Raw genomic sequence first — 19,187 nt, 5'->3', positions numbered from 1 at the left:
CGGCCCCGCGCGGCCGGACTATCCTTTCCGGCGACGCTCCCGCAAGGACGGACCCACCATGAGCCGCATCGTCATCATCGACCCGCAACCGGGCAGCCAGCGGGGCATCGCCGCCGAACTCGAGCGGGCCGGGCACGCGGTGGTCGGCACGGCCGGCAATGGCGTGGACGGCCTGGACGCGGTGCGCCGGGCGCGTCCCGACCTGGTGGTGCTGGACCTGGACATCCCCCGCCTGGGCGGCCTGGACGTCATCCGCCGCCTGCTCAGCCAGCAGCGCGGCCTGCGCATCCTGGTGTTCACCGCCTTCCCGGCCGAGGTCTACGAGCACCTGTGCGTGGCGGCCGGCGCCCGTGGCTTCGTCGACAAGCACGAGGCGCTGGAGGTGTTCGGCGACGCGGTGGACCAGTTGCTGGCCGGCAAGACCTACTTCAACGCCAGCGCCGTGCATGCGCAACCGCCGGCCGGCGAAGCGGAGGATGGCCCGGGCGAGCGCCTGACCGCCCGGGAAATCACCGTGCTGCACTACCTGGCGGACGGCTTGCGGGTCAAGGAGATCGCCGGGGAGATGGCCATCAGCGACCGCACCGTCAGCACCTACAAGGCGCGGCTGCTGGAGAAGACCAATACCCGCTCGCTGGTGGAGCTGCTGCGGGTGGCCGCCCAGCGCGGCCTGGTGGCGACCTCCGCCCAGGGCGCCGCCCGGCAGCCGGAAGCGGCAGGCGGCGAGGCGCGATTCAATGCGCTCTTCGACCGGATTCCCTACCCGATCTGCCTGCGCGACGCCGACATGCGCATCCTGGCGGCGAACCGGGCAATGTTCGATTTCCTCGGCATCGATACCGCCGACCTGCTGGGGAGCCGGCCGGCGGAGGTCGGCCTGGTGGAGCTGGAGCACCTCGACTACGCGCGCAAGACCTTCGAGGCCGCCGTGGAAAAGCGCATCCCCTACATGATGGTGATCGCCATCCGGGTGAAGGGCGAGCGGCGCGTGGTCAAGCACAGCGGCGTACCGGTGACGGACGACGACGGCGCCTTCCTGGGCATGCTCTGCACCACGCTGGACATCGGCGAACAGCAGCGGGAACTGGAAGCCCTGCGCGAGCAGCTGGCCTACGCCCACGCCATACGCAAGCGCCGCGGCCAGTACCTGATCGAGCATGGGCAGGCCATGGCCGGCGACCTGGCCAGCCTGCGCGCCCTGCTGCAAGGCCAGGGCGCGCAGGCGGACATGCTGCTGGAACGCCTGCAGCAGAACACCGGGCTGCTGAACGAACTGGTGCAACTCGAACAGGGCCTGGTGTCCGCCACGCCCTATGTCGCCGACCTCAACCAGCTGACGCAGCAGGTGCTGGAGCAGGCGCCGGACGGGCTGCTGCCGGCCTGGAACTTCTACCCCGATACGCACAGGCGCTGGGGCTGGGTGGATGCCGAGCGCTATGCGCAACTGGTGCGCACACTGCTGCTGCACGCCATGAGCCTGGGTGCCGCCCAGCTGGACATCCATGCCGACTCCCGGGAGACGGACATCGACCACGTCAGCTGGCGGCTGCGCCTGCTCGGCCGCCTGGGCGCGCCGGCGGCGCCCTTGTCCAGCGTGCGCTGGCTGTTGGCCGAGCAACTGGCGACCTTGCTCGACGGCCGGCTCGACCTGGCCCGGGGAACCGACCAGGCCCTGGAGATCGAGGTAATGCTGCGCATGCCCAGGGCCAGCTCCCCCTACTAGATTCAGGCACGCACTACAGGCGCTTCAGGATCGCATGCTTACCCCGGGGGTAGACCGGGGCGAATGATTTCTCCTAGTAAATTTCCTAGGAGAAATGCGATGAAACATCGTCCCACTACTGCCCATGGATTGCGGCTGAGTTGCCTCTACATCGCCGTTGTACTGGCCTCCACCGGCAGCAGCGGCCTCTTCGCCGATGCCCTTCCCCAGGGCGGCCAGGTGGTCGGCGGCCAGGCCAGCATCAGCCAGAACGGCGCGAACATGGAGGTCACCACCGCCGGGCCACGCACCGCCATCGACTGGCAGCGCTTCAACGTCGGCCCCGACAACAGCATCACCTTCAAGCAACCCGACGGCCGCTCGGTGACTCTCAACCGGGTGATCGGCAGCGACCCGTCGAAGATCTACGGCGCCATCACCTCCAACGGCCAGCTGATCCTGGTCAACCCCAACGGCGTCTGGCTCGGCCCCAACTCGCGCATTGCCGCCAGCGCCCTGGTGGCCAGCGCCGGCTTCGTCACCGACGAACAGGCCCGCGAGTTCGCCGCCAGCGGCAAGCTGGACATCCAGCTCAAGGGCCTGGTGCGCAACGAAGGCCACATCACCGTGCACGACAACGGCATGGTCGCCCTGCTCGGCGCCCAGGTGGAGAACCACGGGGTGATCCAGGCGCGCAAGGGCACGGCCAAGCTGGCCACCGGCCCGCGGGCGACCCTCGACTTCCACGGCGACGGCCTGCTGAACATCGCCGTCGGCGGCGAGCCCGGCGAGCGCGACAGCGTCAACGCCGACGTCAAGGGCGGCGTGCACAACAGCGGGCAGGTCGACGTCGGCAACGGCGTGGTGGCCATGAGCGCGGAGCGCGCGGCCAGGCACCTGGACTCGGTGATCAACGTCGGCGGCAACGTCAGCGCCGACTCGGTCAGCGAACAGGGCGGCAGCATAGTGCTGGGCAACGCGGCGCAGACCAACGTCAGCGGCACCCTCAGCGCCAAGGGCACCTCCGGCGGCAGCGTGAAGGTGCTGGGCGATGAAGTGAGCCTCGCCGGCAGCGCGAAGATCGATGCGTCCGGCAGCCACGGCGCCGGCGGCAAGGTGCTGGTCGGCGGCAGCTACCAGGGCAAGGGCCCGGAGCCGGCGGCCAGGAGCACCACGGTGGCCAAGGGCGCCGAGCTGAAGGCCGACGGCAGGACCGACGGCGGCCAGGTGGTGGCCTGGTCCGGCGGCCAGACGCAGTTCGCCGGCAACGCCAGCGCCAGGGGCGGCGAGCGCGGCGGCGTGGTCGAAACCTCCGGCAAACAGCTGCGGGTGACCGCCGATGCCAAGGTGGATACCTCCGGCAAGGCCGCCGGCAAGTGGCTGCTCGACCCCGTGACGGTGAACATAGTCGCCGATGCCGACGCGGGCCCCACCACCGGTGACCTCTGGAACGTGTCCGCCACGGCCATCGCCAACGGCCTGGCCACGAACAACGTGGAGGTCTCGGCCAGCCAGCGGATCAACGTCAACTCGGCGATCATCGCCACCAACATCGGCCAGGACGGCAACGGCCAGTACAACACCCTGGCGCTGATCGCCGCCGGCAACCCGCAGCAGGGCCAGGGCTACAGCGGCACCGACCTGTCCAGCGACAGCGGCTCGGTGTACATCAACGCGCCCATCCTGCTCAAGGACGGCAACCTGTTCATCGCCGCCACCGGCGACATCCGCCTGGTCAACAACGACACCACCGGCAACGATTACTCCAAGCGCGCGATCATCGACGTCGGCCAGGGCATCGCCTGGCTGAGGACCTCCAACGTCGCCTCCATCGTCCAGGACCAGGGCACCGCGCTGATGGGCCACCAGGTCGCCCTGGAGGGCGCCAGCGTGCGCATGGAGTCCAACCTGAACTACGCCGGCACCCTGGCCGGCAAGGCCAGCAACGGCATCTTCCGCTTCAACCAGACCAACGCCAGCGGCACCACCACCACCGGTACCGTGGCCTCGCCCTACTCCGCCGAGAGCCTGACCGGCGTCACCGCCCAGCAGCTGGAATACCGCGGCTACCAGGACATAGTCGCCGACCCCGGCACCACCAGCGGCGGCACTAGCCGCACGGTGACCCTGCAGGCCGGGGACGGCAAGCCCTTCGACTACCTGGTGTTCGAGGCCACCGGCTTCGTCACCCCGGACGGCAACGGCGGCTACCGCGAACTCAGCCCGGAAGTGCTGCTCAACTACCTGGACAGCTCGGACTACCTGCTCAACGGCCTGAGCTTCACCGACGCCGCCGGCGTGCTCTGGAACATCAGGCCCGACGCGAACGACCCCAGCCTGAGCAAGGTGACCCGCACCGACCCCGGCGGCAGCCCGGTGGAAACCTCCCTGCCGGTGGGCTTCGCCTTCGGCGCCAACGGCGGCCTGGAGGTGGTCTCCACCTTCGCCGCGGCGGGCTGGGGCGTGGAGCCCTACCAGTACATCCCTGGCGCCAGCGACCAGAAGGAAATCCAGCACAACGCCCAGGACGGCAGCAGCCAGCAGTTGATCGTCAACCTCGGCGGCAAGTACGACAGCGTGGAAGCCCTGATCGGCGCCCTGATCAACGACACTCCCTGGCTGAAGAAGGCCGACCCGAACGGCCCCTCGCTGCAGCCCGGCGAACAGGCGCTGGAGCGCGCCCGGGTGCACTTCTACGAAACCGTGGACAAGACCGACGAGCCCGGCGTGATCCTCAACAACGCCGCTCCAGCCAAGATCACCGTCAGCGCCGACGACAAGTCCCGCGAATACGGCGACGCCAACCCCACCCTGACCAACCGCACCGAATACGACACCAATGCCCAGGCGGTGAAGGGCGTCGACGACTACGTCAACCAGCAGCTCCGCCGTGACGGCACCGTTGTCGGCACCCCGACCACCGACGCCACCGCGCAGAGCGACGTGAAGGCCGGCGGCTATGCCATCGACAACAACGTCACCCAGGACGCGCGCGCCCAGGGCCGCTACCAGGTGCAGGACAACAAGGGCACCCTGACCGTCGAGCAGGCCGAACTCAAGGTGAGGGCCGACGAGAAGTCCAAGGTCTACGGCGACGCCGACCCGGCGCTGACCTACCAGGTCAGCGGGCAGAAGTTCGGCGAGCAGGCCGGCGCCCTGGTGGGCGGCAACCTGAACCGCGCGCCGGGCCAGAACGTCGGCGACTACGCCATCGGCCAGGGCGGTGTCGGCAGCCTCTCGGGCAACTACCGCATCAGCTACGAGGGCAACCTGCTGCACATCACCCCGGCGCAGCTGGAGGTCACCGCCCACGACAAGACCAAGGTCTACGGCGACGCCGACCCGGCCCTGAGCTACTCGGTCAGCGGCCTGAAGAATGGCGACAGCGCCGCCGCCGTGCTCAATGGCGGCAGCCTGCAGCGCCAGGCCGGCGAGAACGTGCGCCCGCAGGGCTACGCCATCGGCCAGGGCGGCCTGGGCCTGGCCAGCCACAACTACACCCTGGTGTTCCGCGACGGCAACCTGCAGATCACCCCGGCGCAGTTGGTGGTGACCGCCGACGACAAGAGCAAGGCCCAGGGCCAGCCCGACCCGCGCCTGACCTACTCGGTCAGCGGCCTGAAGAACGGCGACCGCGCCGACGTGGCCCGCGGCAGCCTGGCCCGCGCCCCCGGCGAGGAGCCCGGCGCCTACGCCATCGGCCAGGGCCAGGCGTTCGACGCCGGCGCCAACTACAGCGTGGTGTTCCGCGACGGCACCCTGAGCATCAGCGGCCCGCTGGCCGAGCCCGAGGTGCCCCGCCGGGCCATCCCCATGGACGCCCAGGCCCCCGGCAACGTGCGCTGCACGGCGCTGGAGTCGCCCTCGGCGGTGTCCGCCAACTACTCGGTATCGCCCGCAGTGATCCGCACCTACGCCGTCCAGCTGATCTGCAAGCCACGCGCCTATGGCGACAAGGTCAGCACCACCCCCGAACTCAGCGACGTGCTGACCTACGCCAACAGCCTGTTCAAGGACGGCAAGCTCATCGTCCCGGACTGGAACCGCAGCGTGATCCCCCACGACCTGAAAGCCCCCGCCAAGGGAGGGAAATGATCATGAAAACGCTTCCGTCCAAGCTCCACACCCTGGCGCTGGCCGTGTGCTCCGCCCTGCTCCTGCTCAGCGGCCCGGCCGGCGCCGGCCCCCGCGGCCAGCTCGACCCCGGCCGCGTCGAGGTCCCCAACCCCGATGGCAGCCGCACGCCCGCCCTGCAGATGCCCGGCACCCTGCAACTGCCCGACGCCGTGGTCACCCCGCAGGTGCAGGAGCCGCCCGCCGAGATGCAGGCCGCCCCCGGCGATACCCGCCGCTTCGCGGTGGGCAAGGTGGTGATCCGCGGCGCCGACAGCTACCCGGCCGGCACCTTCGATGCCCTCGCCAAGCGCCTGGAAGGCCGCCAGGTCACCCTCGCCGAGGTCAACGCGGTGGCCGGCGAGATCACCCAGCGCTACCGCAAGGCCGGCTTCCTCCTGGCCCGCGCCTACGTGCCGCAGCAGCGCCTGGAAGGCGGCCAGCTGCTGATCCAGGTGTTCGAAGGCAAGGTCAACGAGGTGCGCTTCGAAGGCCCGAGCAACAAGGCCCTGGAGCGCTACGCCGACAACATCCGCCAGGAGGTGCCGCCCAAGAGCGCGACCATAGAGCGCAACCTGCTGCTGATGAACGACGTTTCCGGCAACGACAGCCGCGCCACCCTCTCCGCCTCGCCCGTGGCCAACGGCACCGACCTGACGGTGGAGAACCAGTTGCGCAAGTACGAGGGCTTCTTCGGCTTCGACAACCGCGACAGCCGCTACTTCGGCCCCTGGCAGGTGTACGGCGGGGTCGGCGTCAACGACCTCAGCGGCCACGGCGACCACCTGGGCATCCGCGCCGGCAAGTCGGTGGAAGGCGACAAGATGACCTTCTTCGAAGGCCAGTACGAGCTGCCGGTGGGCAGCCGGGGCGACGTGGTCAGCTTCCTCGCCCAGCACAACGACGGCCATGCCGACACCTACTCGTTCCTCAACGCCAACAGCTCCGGCGACACCTTCGCCGTGCGCATCACCCGGCCGTGGATACGCCAGCGCGACAAGACCTTCAAGACCTCGGCGGCGCTGACCTACTTCAACGGCAAGTCGGAATACCTCGACGACCCCGACAACCCGCCCTCCAGCGACGACCGCATCCGCGCCCTGCGCCTGGGCGCCAGCTACGACTTCTTCGACGCCTACGGCGGCAAGAACCTGGTCAAGGCCGAGCTGAGCAAGGGGCTGGACATCCTCGGCGCCAGCAACGAGAGCCGGGCCAACCCGTCCCGCGAGGGCGGCCGCACCGACTTCACCAAGCTGCAGGTGGATGCCCAGCGCCTGCAGGACCTGACGCGGATCATGGACGGCCTGAACCTGTACCTGGCGATGACCGCGCAGACCTCCTTCGGCCAGGCGCTGCTCAGCCCCGAGCAGTTCGGCGTGGGCGGCAGCGAGTTCGGCCGCGGCTACGACCCGTCGGAAATCACCGGCGACAGGGGCTTCGCCACCAAGGCCGAGCTGCAGTACAACCGCCTGCACACCTTCAGGGACCACCAGGTGCCGACCCAGTACTACGCCTTCTGGGACTTCGGCAAGGTGTGGAGCGAGGACCCCAGCTGGGTCAGCAGCGAGAGCCTGTCCTCGGCCGGCTTCGGCGCCCACCTGCAGGTGTTCAAGGACACCTACGTGTCGCCGGAACTGGCCTTCCCGCTGACCCACAAGGTCTCGGCCAAGGAACTGGACGACGACAACGGCAAGGCCCCGCGCCTGTACTTCAACTTCCTCAAGCTGTTCTGAACCCCACCGGGGCGGCGCCCGCGCCGCCCCTCGCGAGGACACCGCGCATGAACATCGAACCCAGCGACCTGCTGCGCACCCTGCGCAGCGCCTCCTTCAACGACGAGGCCGCCGCCGAGCTGCTGCTCGAACTGGGCCGGCTCGCCCCCACCGCCGACCTGGCCTACCGCATCCTCGACGTCGCCAGCCACATGAGCTGCGACGCCAAGGCGCTGGAGCGCATCTACCAGGCCATGGCCACCCAGCAGCTCGTGCTGGTGCCCACGCGCCGGTGAATGGAAAGACCGGGCCCCGACGCGCTATGAAATCTTCATCCGCGAAGTCAGGTTCTGCTGCATGAAGTCCAGGAAGCGTCGCTGGAACAGCATGGTGTGCTCGTGGGCGGCCTTCTCCGCCGCATCGGCGTCGCGGGCGGCGATGGCCTCGACGATCTCGGCATGGTCGCGCCCCATGCCGTCGGTGCTGGCGGCGCTGATGATGAAGTCGAAGTGCAGGTGCGAAAGCCGCTGCCCTTCCCCCAGCAGCTTCTCGTAGTAGCCGGTGAGGTAGGGGTTCTTGCCGGCGCGGGCGATTTCCATGTGCAGCGCCTTGTTCAGCTCCGTCATGGCCTGGAAGTCGCCGCTGGTGATCGAGGTCATGTACGCGGTCTCCGCCGCGCGGATGCGCTCCAGGTCCTCGTCGCTGCGCTGGATGGCCGCCAGCCGGGTGACGGCGCGCTGGAGCAGGTCCAGCGCGGCGATGTAGTTGGGGAATTCCTCGATCTCGAAGGGCGTCACCAGGGTGGTGCGGTTCGGCAGGATGGTCACCAGCCCCTCGGTGATCAGCCGGGCCAGCGCATCGCGCACCGGCGAGCGCGAGAGGCCGAACTGGGCGGCGAGCGAAACCTCGTCCAGGGGCGTCCCGGGCTTCAGCTTGAGCGTGAGGATCTGCTTGCGCAGCTCTTCATAGATGTAGCGCCCCCCATGCCGGCGGCCACTGCTCTCGGTTTCTACGGTTTCGTTACTCATCAGGCACCCTGGTCGTTTTCCACCAGGCGCATCGACGGCGCCTGGCCATTGGCCCCAAGGGTAACGCAGGTCATGAAGGACGCCTAATGCCCGGGCACGCCGCCATCGGCCCCGCTAACGGATGTAGCTCCCGCCGTTGACGTCCAGCGTGGCGCCATTGAGCGACAGCTGCGAGGCGCGCAGGACGAAGGCGACCAGCTCCGCGAGCTCCGCCGGCTCGGCCATTTCGCCCACCGGGATGTCGGCCACCGCGGCCGCCTTGCCATGGCTTTCGATGAACGCCTCGGCCATGGCGGTACGCACCCAGCCCGGGGCGATGGCGATGGCGAAGACGCCCTCGCGGCCGAAACTCGCGGCGATCGACTTGGTGAGGTTCACCAGTGCGGCCTTGGTCGCGCCATAGGGCATGGCATCGGCGGCATACCCGCGCTGCCCTGCCCGGCTGGCCATGTTGACGATCTTGCCCCCGCCGTGCGCCCTGAAGTGCTGGATCGCCTGCTTGCACAGGTCGGCGGCGGCGAAGAAATTGACCTGGAACTCCTTCTGCCAGGCGGCTCGCCAGGCTTCGGGCTCGGCATCCACCGACACCTCGCTGCGTATGCCGGCGTTATTCACCAGGGCGTGTATGCGCCCGTCCGCCTGGGCCTTGCGCCACAGCTCGAACGCCCCCTCGGCGCAGGAAAGGTCGGCCTGCAGAACGCTTCCCCTTCCCCCGATCCGCTCTAGCAACGCCTCGGCCGCGGCCTTGTCCCGGCCGAAATGGATCAGCGGCCATGCGCCCTCCGCGGCGAGCCGCTCGACGATCGCCGCGCCTATGCCTCCCGTGCCGCCGGTGACCAGCACCCGCTGCCCATGGAGCAATCCGCTTTCCACTGACATGCTTCTCTCTCCCGCTTCAAGGGTTCATCCGGCGGGCTCAGCCCTGGCGCCGGTAGGCCAGCAATACGATACCGCCAACCACCATGGCCCCGCCGAGCAGTTGCAGGGCGCCCAGCTGCTGGCCGAGCACCAGCCAGCCCAGCATCAGGCCGGCGATCGGCTCCGCGTTCATCACCGGCGCGTTGCGTGCGATGTCCAGCCTGGGCATGAAGACGAACAAGGTGGAAAAGGCCATGCCGTAGAGCAGTACCAGGAAGGCCAGCGCCGACCAGCCCGCGGCGCTTCTCGGCAGCGTCAGCCCGCCGGGCACGACGTCCGCGGCGCCGGCCAGGGCGGCGCAGGAGAAGACCAGGGCCATGGTCAGCATGCTGCGCAGCGTTCCGGGCAGGCGCGACAGGCGGTTCTCCGAGATCCACAGAGCGCCGGCGAACACCATCGCCCCGGCCAGGCTGAACAGCACCCCCTTCGTCCAGCGCAGGTCCAGCCGCTGGGTCGCCAGGGCAGCCGGCACGTCCAGGGCGACCAGCAGGCCACAGAAGATGCCGGCCATGATCAGCAGCGCCCGGCGCGATGGCGCCGGCCCGCCGAGCAGCCAGGTGAACAGCACCAGGACGACCGGCGAGAGGTTCACCACCAGCAAGGCCAGGCCGACCGGGATCAGGGCGACGGCGGAGTAGATGCAGAAGCTTTGGATGCCGACGAGGCAGCCCATCAGCAGTTGCCAGCGCGCGGCCTCCGGGCCCAGGCGCAGGGGCTGCCGCCCCACGCACACCAGGACGGCCAGCGCCAGCGCGGTGACGCCGGAGCGGCACAGGATCGCGAGCAGCAGCCCGGCGCCGTCGTCGAAGGCGATCCGCGCGGCGATATGGTTGCCGGCGAAGGCACAGGCCAGGCCGGCCAGCACCAGTACGGCGATGTGTCGAGGAAAGTGACCTGTCTGCATGGGGGAAAGTGGCCGAGGTCAGTGGGGCGCAACCGCCCCGGCTACAGCACCGAGATGCTCTTCGTCAGGTTCTGCTTCATGAATTCGAGGAAGCGGTCGCGGAACAGGATCGTGTGCTCGTGGGAGGCCCTTTCCGCCGCATCCGCGTCCTGCCGGGCGATGGTTTCGATGATCTCGTCGTGGTCGCCGTCCGGGGGGCCGAACTTGGCGGAGCTGACGATGAAGTCGAAATGCAGGTGCAGCAGCCTCTGCCCCTCCCCCAGCAGCTTCTCGTAGTAGCTCGTGAGGTAGGGGTTTCTCCCGGCCCGGGCGATTTCCAGGTGGAAGGCCTTGTTCAGCTCGGACATCTCCTGGAAGTTGCCCCGCCCCAGGGCACGAACGTAGGCCGCGTTGGCTTCGCGGATGCGCACCAGGTCCCGCTCGGTGCGGTGCAGGGCCGCCAGCCGCGTCACCGCGCGCTGGGTCAGGTCCACCGCGGCGATGTAGTTGGGGAACTCCTCGATCTCGAAAGGCGTCACCAGGGTGGTGCGGTTGGGCAGGATGGTCACCAGCCCCTCGCTGACCAGGCGGGCCAGCGCATCGCGCACCGGCGAGCGCGATACGCCGAACTGCGCCGCCAGCGACACCTCGTCCAGCTGCACGCCGGGGCGCAGTTGCAGGGTCAGTATCTGCTTGCGCAGCTCTTCATAGATGTAGCGCCCTCCATGCCGCCGTAGACTGCCTTGCGCTTCCATCGTCACTACACCCATGGGCTCGGTCTCGCTCCGGGGCAGCGCCGGGCTGCCCTTCATTTATTGTTTGGCCTGCGGCTTCGGCACGCTGCCCTCAGCGAGGGAAGCCCGGCCCCCAGGTGTCGCTGAGCATGAAGCCCTCGGCCAGCGGGTCGTCCGGATCGACGCCGATCTGCTGGATGCCGTACAGCCAGGCGCGCCCCTCCACCCGCGGCAGCACCGCGGGGCGCCCGGCCACGTCGGTGTGGCCCAGCAGCTCCACCTGGAACTCGCCGCCGATGGTCGAGCGCGACACCAGGCGCTCGCCGGGCTGCACCAGGCCGCGGGCGCTCAGGGTGGCGAGGTTCGCCGAGCTGCCGGTGCCGCAGGGCGAGCGGTCGACGCGCCCCGGCGGCAGCGTGGTGCAGGTCTGGTAGGTGCGCGCGTCCAGGCGGTTGCGGAACATCACGTAGGCCACTTCGTCGATCTGCTCGTACAGCGGGTGCCGCACGCTGACCTGGCGGTTGATCCTGTCCTTGAGCTTCACCCCGGCGTCGGCCAGCTCGCGGGCGTTCTCGGGGGCGATGGTCAGGCCGACCTGCTGCACGTCCACCAGCGCGTAGTACACGCCGCCAAAGGCGATGTCCGCGCGGATCGGGCCGAACTCGCCGCCGTCGATCGCCACGTCCAGCTGCTCGACGAACGCCGGCACCATGTCCAGCGACACCCCCAGGCAGCGCCCGTCGGCGCAGCGCGCGCGGGCCGTCACCAGGCCGGCCGGGGTGTCCAGCACCACGGTGGTTTCCGGTTCGCGCATGGGCAGCATGCCCAGCTCCAGCAGCGCGGTGACCACGCAGATGCAGTTGCTGCCGGACATGGGGTGGGCCTTGTCCGCCTGCAGCACGATGAAGCCGGCGTCGGCCGCGGGGTCGGTCGGCGGCAGCAGCAGGTTCACCGACATCTGCAGGCAGCCGCGCGGCTCCATCACCACCAGGCGGCGCAGGCTGTCGTCGACCTCGTTGATGTAGTTCATCTTGTCCAGCATGGTCGCACCGGGGATGCCGAGCACCCCGCCGGTGATGACCTTGCCGATCTCGCCTTCGCAGTGCACGTCGGCCAGTTGCAGGGTTTTCTTCCAACGCATCAGTCGAACCTCACTTGATGTACCAGCCCCAGGGCTGCTCGCTGTCATAGCGGGTGATCTGCTTGGTTTCCAGGTAGTTGTTCAGGCCCCACTCGCCCAGCTCGCGGCCGATGCCGCTGTGCTTGTAGCCGCCCCAGGGCGCCTCGGTGAAGGTCGGTTGCGAGCAGTTGATCCAGACGATGCCCGCGCGCAGGGCGCGGGCCACCCGCTCGCAGCGCGGCAGGTCGCGGGACATCACCGCGGCGGCCAGGCCGAAGCGCGAGTCGTTGGCTTCGCGCACGGCCTCCTCCTCGCTGTCGAAGGGGCGCACGCAGACCACCGGGCCGAAGATTTCCTCGTTCCACACCCAGCTGTCCCGCGGCACGTCGGCGAACACCGTCGGCTGCAGGTAGTAGCCCTTGTCCAAGCCGGCCGGGCGCTCGCCGCCGCAGACCAGCCGGGCGCCCTCCTCCAGGCCGCGGCCGATGGCCTGCAGCACCTTGTCGTACTGCGTGCGGTTGACCAGCGGGCCGAGCAGCACGCCGGCCTCCAGGCCGTTGCCGATGGTGATCTTGCCCGCCTCCCCGGCCAGGCGGGCCAGCAGCGGTTCGTAGAGTTCGCGCTGCACCAGCACCCGCGAGGTGGCCGAGCAGACCTGGCCCTGGTTCCAGAAGATGCCGAAGAGGATCCACTCCACCGCGGCCTCGATGTCGCTGTCGGCGAAGATCACGAAGGGCGACTTGCCGCCCAGCTCCAGGCTGATGTTCTTGATGTCGCGGGCGGCGGCCTGCATGATCCGGCCGCCGGTGGGCACGCTGCCGGTGAAGGCCAGCTTGTCCACGCCCGGGTGCTCGGCCAGCGGCGCGCCGGCCTCGGCGCCCAGGCCGGTGACCACGTTGAGCACCCCGGCCGGCAGGCCCGCCTCGTGGGCGATGGCGGCCAGCTCCAGGGCGGTCAGCGGGGTCAGCTCGGAGGGCTTGAGGACCATGCTGCAACCGGCGGCCAGCGCCGGGGCGACCTTCCAGGCGGCCATCAGCATGGGGAAGTTCCAGGGGATGATGGCGCCGGCCACGCCGACCGGCTCCCTGCGCGCCACCGAGCTGAAGCGCTCGTCGGCCAGGGCCACGTCCTGCTCCCGGGTGGCGTCGAGCCGTTCCGCCTGGTCGGCGTAGAAGTCGAAGCAGCCGGCGGTGTCGCCGATGTCCCACAGCGCCTCGGGCAGCGGCTTGCCGTTGTCGCGCACTTCCAGCTCGGCCAGCGCCTGCTGGCGGCCGCGGATGCCTTCGGCGATGCGCCGCAGCACGGCGGCGCGCTCGGCCCCGCTCATGTGCGGCCAGGGACCTTCGTCGAAGGCGGCGCGCGCGGCCCTGACCGCCGCGTCTACGTCTTCGGCGGTGGCGGCGGCCACCCGGGCGAGGAGGGTTTCGTCGCTGGGGTCGAAGGTGTCGAAGCTGCCGCCCTTGGCGGGGGCGAGCCATTGGCCGTCGATGTAGAGCTGCTGGTAGTTCATGCGGTTCCTCCGATGAAGGCGAAGCGGCGAGCGCTGAAGGGGCTGAGGTCCTGGGCCGGGCGGCGGCCGGCGGCGAGGTCGGCGACCAGGCGGCCGGTGGTGGCACCCAGGGTTAGGCCGAGCTGGCCGTGGCCGAAGGCCATGAGCACGTTGCCCAGGCGCGGCGAGCGGTCGATCACCGGCTTGGTGTCGGGCAGGAAGGGCCGGTAGCCGACGCCGAACTCGACCTTGGCGGTGTCGAGCTGCGGCAGCACGCGGCGGGCCTTTTCCAGGATGATTTCGGCGCGCCGGAAGTTGGGTTCGGCGTTGGGGCCGGCGAACTCGATGGTGCCGCCGATCTGCAGGCCGCGGGTCATGGGGGCGAAGCAGAAGCCGCCGTCGGCGTAGATCACCGAATGGCGGATTTCCACGCCCGGGGTGGGTAGCACCGCCTGGTAGCCGGCGATGCCGGCCAGCGGGATGCTCACCCCGAGCTGGTCGAAGAACTGCCGCGAGCCGGTGCCGGCGGCCACCACCACCAGCTGGGCGGGGTAGCGGCTGCCGTCGGCCAGGGTGACGCCGGCGGCGCGGTCGGCGCTTTCGTCGATGTGCTTCACCCGCTCGCGCACGCGGATGCCGCCCTGGGCGACGAAGCTCGCGGTGAGGGCGGCGATGAAGCCTTCGGTGTCGTTCACCGCGCGCCAGTCGGGGAACAGCAGGCCGTGCTGGAACTTGCCGGCCAGGGCCGGTTCGAGGTCGCCGATGGCGGCACCGTCGAGCTCCTCGGACTGGAAGCCCAGCGACTTGCGCAGCTCCAGGTGCGGGCGCTCGTGGACCAGGGCGGCGGGCGAGTCGAACACCTCGATGATCGGCCGCTGGCCGAGCAGGCTCTTGTCCGCGCAGGCGTCGAGCAGCGGCGCGTAGTCCTGGTAGACGTGGTGGGTGAGGCGCGCCATGTCGCGGGCTATCTCGGTGATCTTCGAATGCCGCGCGCAGGCGACGAAGCGCAGGAACCACGGCAGGATGCCCGGCAACGCGCTGGGGCGCAGGGCCAGCGGGCCCCGCTGGTCGAGCAGCCAGCCGGGCACCTTCATCAGGATGCCCGGCTTGGACAGCGGGATGACCTCGCTCACCGCCATCTGCCCGCAGCTCCATTTCGCTGTGCTGTCGCCCGGCGCGGCCGGGTCCACCAGGGTGACGCGGTAGCCTTCGCGCTGCAGGTACAGGGCGCAGCAGACACCGACGATGCCGCCACCGACGACGATGGCGTTTTGCGAAGCGGCTTGCGGGTCGTTCATTTCACGGTCTCTTCTGGGCAGCGGTGGTCGGTGAAGTCTTCCAGGCTGAAACCCTGCCAGTAGGGCTGGGCCCTGTCGACGTAATGCTCGGCGCGGCCGGTGATGCAGGCCCGGCCCTCGATGCTCGGGCGCACCGCCGGCGTGCCGTCGGCCAGGGCCAGGACTTCCTCGACGCGGCCGTCGAAGCGGCTGCCGATCAGGCTTTCATGGCGGAACACGCCATCGCGCGCCAGCAGGCCGCGGGCATGGCGCTGGGCCACCCGGGCCGAGGTGCCGGTGCCGCAGGGCGAACGGTCGATCAGGCTGTCGCCGGCAATCACTACGCTGCGCCCATCGGCGTCGGCTGCCAAGGGGCGGCCGGCCCACATGCAGTGCTTCACGCCGTGGATGCTGGCGTCCTCGGGGTGCGCCACGGCGAACTCGCGGTTCACCAGCGCCTGCACCTCGCGCCCCCAGGCCAGCAATTGCTGCGGGGTGAAGTGCTCGCAGCCGGGGTAGTTCGGCTGCGGCTCGATGATCGGGTAGAAGTTGCCGCCGTAGGCGATGTCCAGGCGCAGCTCGCCGAGGGCCGGCAGCTGGATGCCCAGGTCGCGGTGCAGGAGGAAGCTCGGCACGTTGGTGAAGCGCACGCCGCCGACCTTGCCGTCCTGCATGCGGTATTGCGCGCTGACGCGCCCGGCGGGAACGTCGGCGATCACCGTGCCCGGCGTCTTCGGCCGGACCAGGCCGGCCTCCAGAGCGAAGGTGATCGAGCCGAGGGTGGCGTGGCCGCACATGGGCAGGCAGCCGGAGGTTTCGATGAACAGCAGTGCGAGGTCGGCGTCCTCGCTCACGGGCGGGTAGAGCAGGGTGCCCGACATGTGCGCGTGGCCGCGCGGTTCGAGCATCAGCGCCCGGCGGATCCAGTCGTACTCGGCCAGAAAGTGCTGGCGCCTTTCGCTCATGCTGGCGCCGTGCAGCTCGGGGGCGCCATCGATGACCATGCGCACGGGCATGCCTTCGGTATGGCCTTCGATGCAGGTGAAACTCTGTCGGCTCATGGGGTGCGTCCTCCAGGGGACGCCGCTGCCGGGGCGGGTAGCGGCGTCCATGCGCTCAGCGCTGGGAAGCCTCGAATACCTTGCGGAATTCGGCCTTTTCTTCGTCGGTCAGCGGCAGCAGCGGGGCGCGCGCGTTGCCGGCGCTGAAGCCGGCCAGCTCGCAGCCGTACTTCACCTTCTGCACGAACTTGCCGCTTTCCAGGCTGGCCATTACCGGGAACAGGCTGCGCATCACGTCCTGGGCGCCGGCCAGGTCGCCGGAGGCGAACTTGCGGTAGAAGTCGGTCACCTGGTCGGGGAAGCAGTTGGCCGGGCCGCAGATCCAGCTGCTGGCGCCCCAGAGGAAGAAGTCCAGGGCCTGGTCGTCGGAGCCGCAGGACAGCTGCACCTTGTCCTTGTAGGTGGTGCCGATCTCGATGGCGCGCAGCAGGTTGCCGCTGCTTTCCTTGATGGCGATGACGCGCGGGTGCTCGGCCAGCGCCTGGACCACGCCCATGCCGACCTCGACGTTGGTGCGCACCGGGTAGTTGTAGAGCACCAGGTTGATTTCCGGGAAGGTCTCCAGGATGGTCCGGTAGTGCGCCAGCAGCTCTTCCTGGGACGGCAGCGCATAGTACGGCGGGGCGATCAGCAGGTTGGTGTATCCGGCCTCGACGGTCTGCCTGACCTGCTCCAGCACCTCGCGGGTGCAGGAGCCGTTGGCGCCGGCGATCAGGGTGCCGCGCTCGCCGACCACTTCCTTGACCGTGGCCAGGACCTGGCGGCGCTCCTCGTTGGTCAGCGCGTAGTACTCGCCGGTCGAGCCCAGCGGGACAAAGCCGCTGACGCCGGCCTTGAGCTGGTATTCGAGGATCGACGCCAGGGTGTCGTGGTCGACCGCGCCGGACTTGTCGAAGGGCGTGACGAGGGCGGGCAGGATGCCAGTGAGTTGCATGGTGGATCTCCGCATCGGTGGTGGGGGGTTAGTAGGCGTAGCGCCTGAGCATCCGGGCTTCGATCACGCCGACCAGGCGGGTCAGCGGGAAAGCCACGAGGAAGTAGATGACGGCGACGGCGGAGAGGAACTCGACCGGCCGCGCGGTGCTGTTGGAGATGTTCTGGCCGACGAACATCAGGTCGGCGACGCCGACGGAGGAGATCAGCGCGCTTTCCTTGAACAGGCTGACGACGTTCGACAGCAGCGGCGGGACCGCGCGCAGCAGCGCCTGCGGGAAGATCACGTAGAGCACCTTCACCCGCGGGGTGAGGCCCAGCGCGGTGCAGGCGTCGTGCTGCTCGCCGGCGATGGACTTGAGCGCGCCGCGGAAGGTCTCGCTGGTGATGGCCGCCATGTACAGCGTCAGCGAGATCACCACCGAGACGTAGGGCGGGATGTCCAGGCCGAACACCACCGGGAAGCAGAAGAACACCCAGAACAGCTGGATCAGCAGCGGCGTGCCGCGGAAGAACTCCACGAACAGCGTCACCGGCACCTTCAGCAGGCGGCTGCGCACGCTGCGCAGCAGGGCCAGGACGAAGCCGGACAGGCTGCCGATGACGGCGCAGCCGAGGGTGAAGGCCAGGGTCAGGGCCAGGCCCTTGAGCAGCACCTGCCAGTAGGAGAAGACGACGGAAAAATCGAGGCTCATGGCGGTTTCCTCAGCGCTGCGTCGCCAGGTCCTGGCGCCGTTCGAGGTACTGCACCAGTTGGCCGATGGGCAGCGACAGGGCGAAGTAGACGAGGGCTATCAGGGTGTAGGTTTCCAGGGGGCGGTAGGCCTCGGTGGCCAGGCTCTTGCCGACGTACATCAGGTCGGACACCGCGACTATCGCCACCAGGGCGCTCTGCTGCAGGCTGCCGATGCCGTTGGTCATCAGCACCGGCACGGCGCTGCGCAGGGCCTGCGGCAGCACCACGTGGAGCGTGCGCTGCCAGGGCTTCAGGCCCAGGGCGACGCAGGCGTCCAGGTGCTCGCGCGGCACCGCCTGCACGCCGGCGCGGTAGGCCTCGGCGTTGAACGCGGTGAGGTTCAGGCCCAGGGCCAGGAAGCCCATGGCGATGGGGTCGATGAACACGTTGAAGAGCATCGGCACGCAGTAGAAGAACCAGACGATCTGCAGCAGCGCCGGGGTGCAGCGGAAGAACTCGATGAACAGCTGCGCCGGCCAGCGCACGAAGAACCAGCGGCTGAGGGTCATCAGGCACAGCCCGAAGCCGCACACCAGGCCGATGAGGTTCGATACCAGGGCCAGCTCCAGGGTGACCTTCAGGCCGCCGAGCAGCGCCGGCAGACTGCCGCTCAAGAAATGGAAGTCGAATTGATAGTTCATGGCGCCGCCCTCAATCCAGGTGCACGACCTTTTCCAGGAACTCGCGGGTGCGGGCTTCCCTGGGTTGGCTGAAGATCTGCTCGGGCGGGCCCTGCTCGACCACCCGGCCGTTGGCGCAGAACACCACGCGGGTGGCGATGTGGCGGGCGAAGTGCATGTCGTGGGTGACGATGATCATCGCCATCTTCTGCTCGGCCAGCTGCAGCATCACGTTCTGCACCTCGATGACCATCTCCGGGTCCAGCGCCGAGGTGACTTCGTCGAACAGCATCAGCTTGGGTTCGAGCATCAGCGCGCGGGCGATGGCCACGCGCTGCTTCTGGCCGCCGGAAAGCTGGCTGGGATAGGCGTGCAGCTTGCTCTCCAGGCCCAGGCGGGCGAGGTAGGCGCGGGCCTTCTCGGTGGCCGCGGCCCTGGACAGGCCATGGACCTTGCACGGGGCGAGGATCAGGTTGCCCAGCACCGACAGGTGCGGGAACAGCGTGTAGTGCTGGAACACCATGCCGATCTGGGTGCGCAGGCTTTCGTCCAGGGGCTTGCCGCGGCGCTGGCCGCCGCTGATGTAGGGCTTGCCCTGGAAGGCGATGCTGCCGCCCTGGATGCCCTCCAGGCCCATCAGCACGCGCAGCAGCGAACTCTTGCCGCTGCCGGACGGGCCGATGATGACCAGGCGGTCGTCGGCGCGCATGTCCAGGTCCATGTTGTCCATCACCACCAGCTGTTCGCCGTAGGCCTTGCATACGCCACGCAGCTGGATGAAGTCGCCGCCGGTAGCGGAATCCGGGGCGAACGGGGCCTGTGGCTGGGCAGCCACCAAACGGGGGGTATTCATGAGCGGTG

The 19,187-nt window shown here is 69.2% G+C and carries 16 protein-coding genes; 4 read left to right on the top strand and 12 right to left on the bottom strand.

What is annotated here, in order from left to right:
* Positions 1–58: 58 nt before the first annotated feature.
* From CHC02_RS14880 to CHC02_RS14865, 4 genes are all read left to right on the top strand, one after another.
* Positions 59–1,723 (top strand): response regulator, encoded by a 1,665-nt coding sequence (locus CHC02_RS14880; protein ID WP_089392234.1) that lies wholly within the window; start codon positions 59–61, stop codon positions 1,721–1,723.
* 99 nt (positions 1,724–1,822) lie between these two features.
* The gene (locus CHC02_RS14875) at positions 1,823–5,797 is read left to right on the top strand and encodes an MBG domain-containing protein (protein ID WP_089392233.1); all 3,975 of its coding nucleotides are present in this window, start codon (positions 1,823–1,825) and stop codon (positions 5,795–5,797) included.
* A 2-nt stretch (positions 5,798–5,799) separates the two neighbouring features.
* Entirely contained in the window at positions 5,800–7,548 is a 1,749-nt protein-coding gene (locus CHC02_RS14870; protein ID WP_089392232.1) for a ShlB/FhaC/HecB family hemolysin secretion/activation protein, read from the top strand.
* 47 nt (positions 7,549–7,595) lie between these two features.
* Complete coding sequence (locus tag CHC02_RS14865; RefSeq protein WP_089392231.1) at positions 7,596–7,823, top strand: hypothetical protein; 228 nt, start codon at positions 7,596–7,598, stop codon at positions 7,821–7,823.
* A 24-nt stretch (positions 7,824–7,847) separates the two neighbouring features.
* On the opposite strand, the gene CHC02_RS14860 is transcribed toward CHC02_RS14865, so the two are convergent.
* The 12 genes from CHC02_RS14860 to CHC02_RS14805 all read right to left on the bottom strand — a co-directional run bounded on the left by CHC02_RS14860 (position 7,848) and on the right by CHC02_RS14805 (position 19,179).
* Complete coding sequence (locus CHC02_RS14860; protein WP_089392230.1) at positions 7,848–8,555, bottom strand: GntR family transcriptional regulator; 708 nt, start codon at positions 8,553–8,555, stop codon at positions 7,848–7,850.
* A gap of 114 nt (positions 8,556–8,669) precedes the next feature.
* Positions 8,670–9,434, bottom strand: coding sequence for an SDR family NAD(P)-dependent oxidoreductase (locus CHC02_RS14855; RefSeq protein ID WP_089392229.1), 765 nt, complete (start codon positions 9,432–9,434; stop codon positions 8,670–8,672).
* Between the two features lie 37 nt (positions 9,435–9,471).
* Positions 9,472–10,377, bottom strand: a complete 906-nt coding sequence (locus tag CHC02_RS14850; protein ID WP_089392228.1) for an EamA family transporter — start codon at positions 10,375–10,377, stop codon at positions 9,472–9,474.
* A gap of 41 nt (positions 10,378–10,418) precedes the next feature.
* Positions 10,419–11,126 carry a GntR family transcriptional regulator gene (locus tag CHC02_RS14845; protein WP_089392324.1) on the bottom strand — a complete coding sequence of 236 codons (708 nt, stop codon included), beginning with the start codon at positions 11,124–11,126 and terminating at the stop codon, positions 10,419–10,421.
* Positions 11,127–11,202: 76 nt separating this feature from the next.
* Positions 11,203–12,231, bottom strand: a complete 1,029-nt coding sequence (locus tag CHC02_RS14840) for a proline racemase family protein (protein WP_089392227.1) — start codon at positions 12,229–12,231, stop codon at positions 11,203–11,205.
* A gap of 10 nt (positions 12,232–12,241) precedes the next feature.
* A complete protein-coding gene (locus tag CHC02_RS14835; protein WP_089392226.1) occupies positions 12,242–13,720 on the bottom strand; it encodes an aldehyde dehydrogenase family protein in 1,479 nt (492 codons plus the stop codon).
* Positions 13,717–14,997, bottom strand: a complete 1,281-nt coding sequence (locus CHC02_RS14830; protein WP_089392225.1) for an NAD(P)/FAD-dependent oxidoreductase — start codon at positions 14,995–14,997, stop codon at positions 13,717–13,719. Before CHC02_RS14830 ends, CHC02_RS14835 begins: the two co-directional genes overlap by 4 nt.
* Complete coding sequence (locus CHC02_RS14825; protein ID WP_089392224.1) at positions 14,994–16,037, bottom strand: 4-hydroxyproline epimerase; 1,044 nt, start codon at positions 16,035–16,037, stop codon at positions 14,994–14,996. Before CHC02_RS14825 ends, CHC02_RS14830 begins: the two co-directional genes overlap by 4 nt.
* Before the next feature lie 55 nt (positions 16,038–16,092).
* Positions 16,093–16,971, bottom strand: coding sequence for a 4-hydroxy-tetrahydrodipicolinate synthase (gene dapA / locus CHC02_RS14820; RefSeq protein ID WP_089392223.1), 879 nt, complete (start codon positions 16,969–16,971; stop codon positions 16,093–16,095).
* Positions 16,972–16,999: 28 nt separating this feature from the next.
* Positions 17,000–17,665, bottom strand: a complete 666-nt coding sequence (locus CHC02_RS14815; protein WP_089392222.1) for an amino acid ABC transporter permease — start codon at positions 17,663–17,665, stop codon at positions 17,000–17,002.
* A gap of 10 nt (positions 17,666–17,675) precedes the next feature.
* Positions 17,676–18,347 (bottom strand): amino acid ABC transporter permease, encoded by a 672-nt coding sequence (locus CHC02_RS14810; RefSeq protein WP_089392221.1) that lies wholly within the window; start codon positions 18,345–18,347, stop codon positions 17,676–17,678.
* Between the two features lie 10 nt (positions 18,348–18,357).
* Entirely contained in the window at positions 18,358–19,179 is an 822-nt protein-coding gene (locus CHC02_RS14805) for an amino acid ABC transporter ATP-binding protein (protein ID WP_089392220.1), read from the bottom strand.
* Positions 19,180–19,187 lie beyond the last annotated feature (8 nt).

The sequence above is a fragment of the Pseudomonas delhiensis genome (assembly GCF_900187975.1).
In the GTDB taxonomy this organism is placed as follows: domain Bacteria; phylum Pseudomonadota; class Gammaproteobacteria; order Pseudomonadales; family Pseudomonadaceae; genus Pseudomonas; species Pseudomonas delhiensis.
This window is presented reverse-complemented; position numbering and strand designations above follow the sequence as displayed.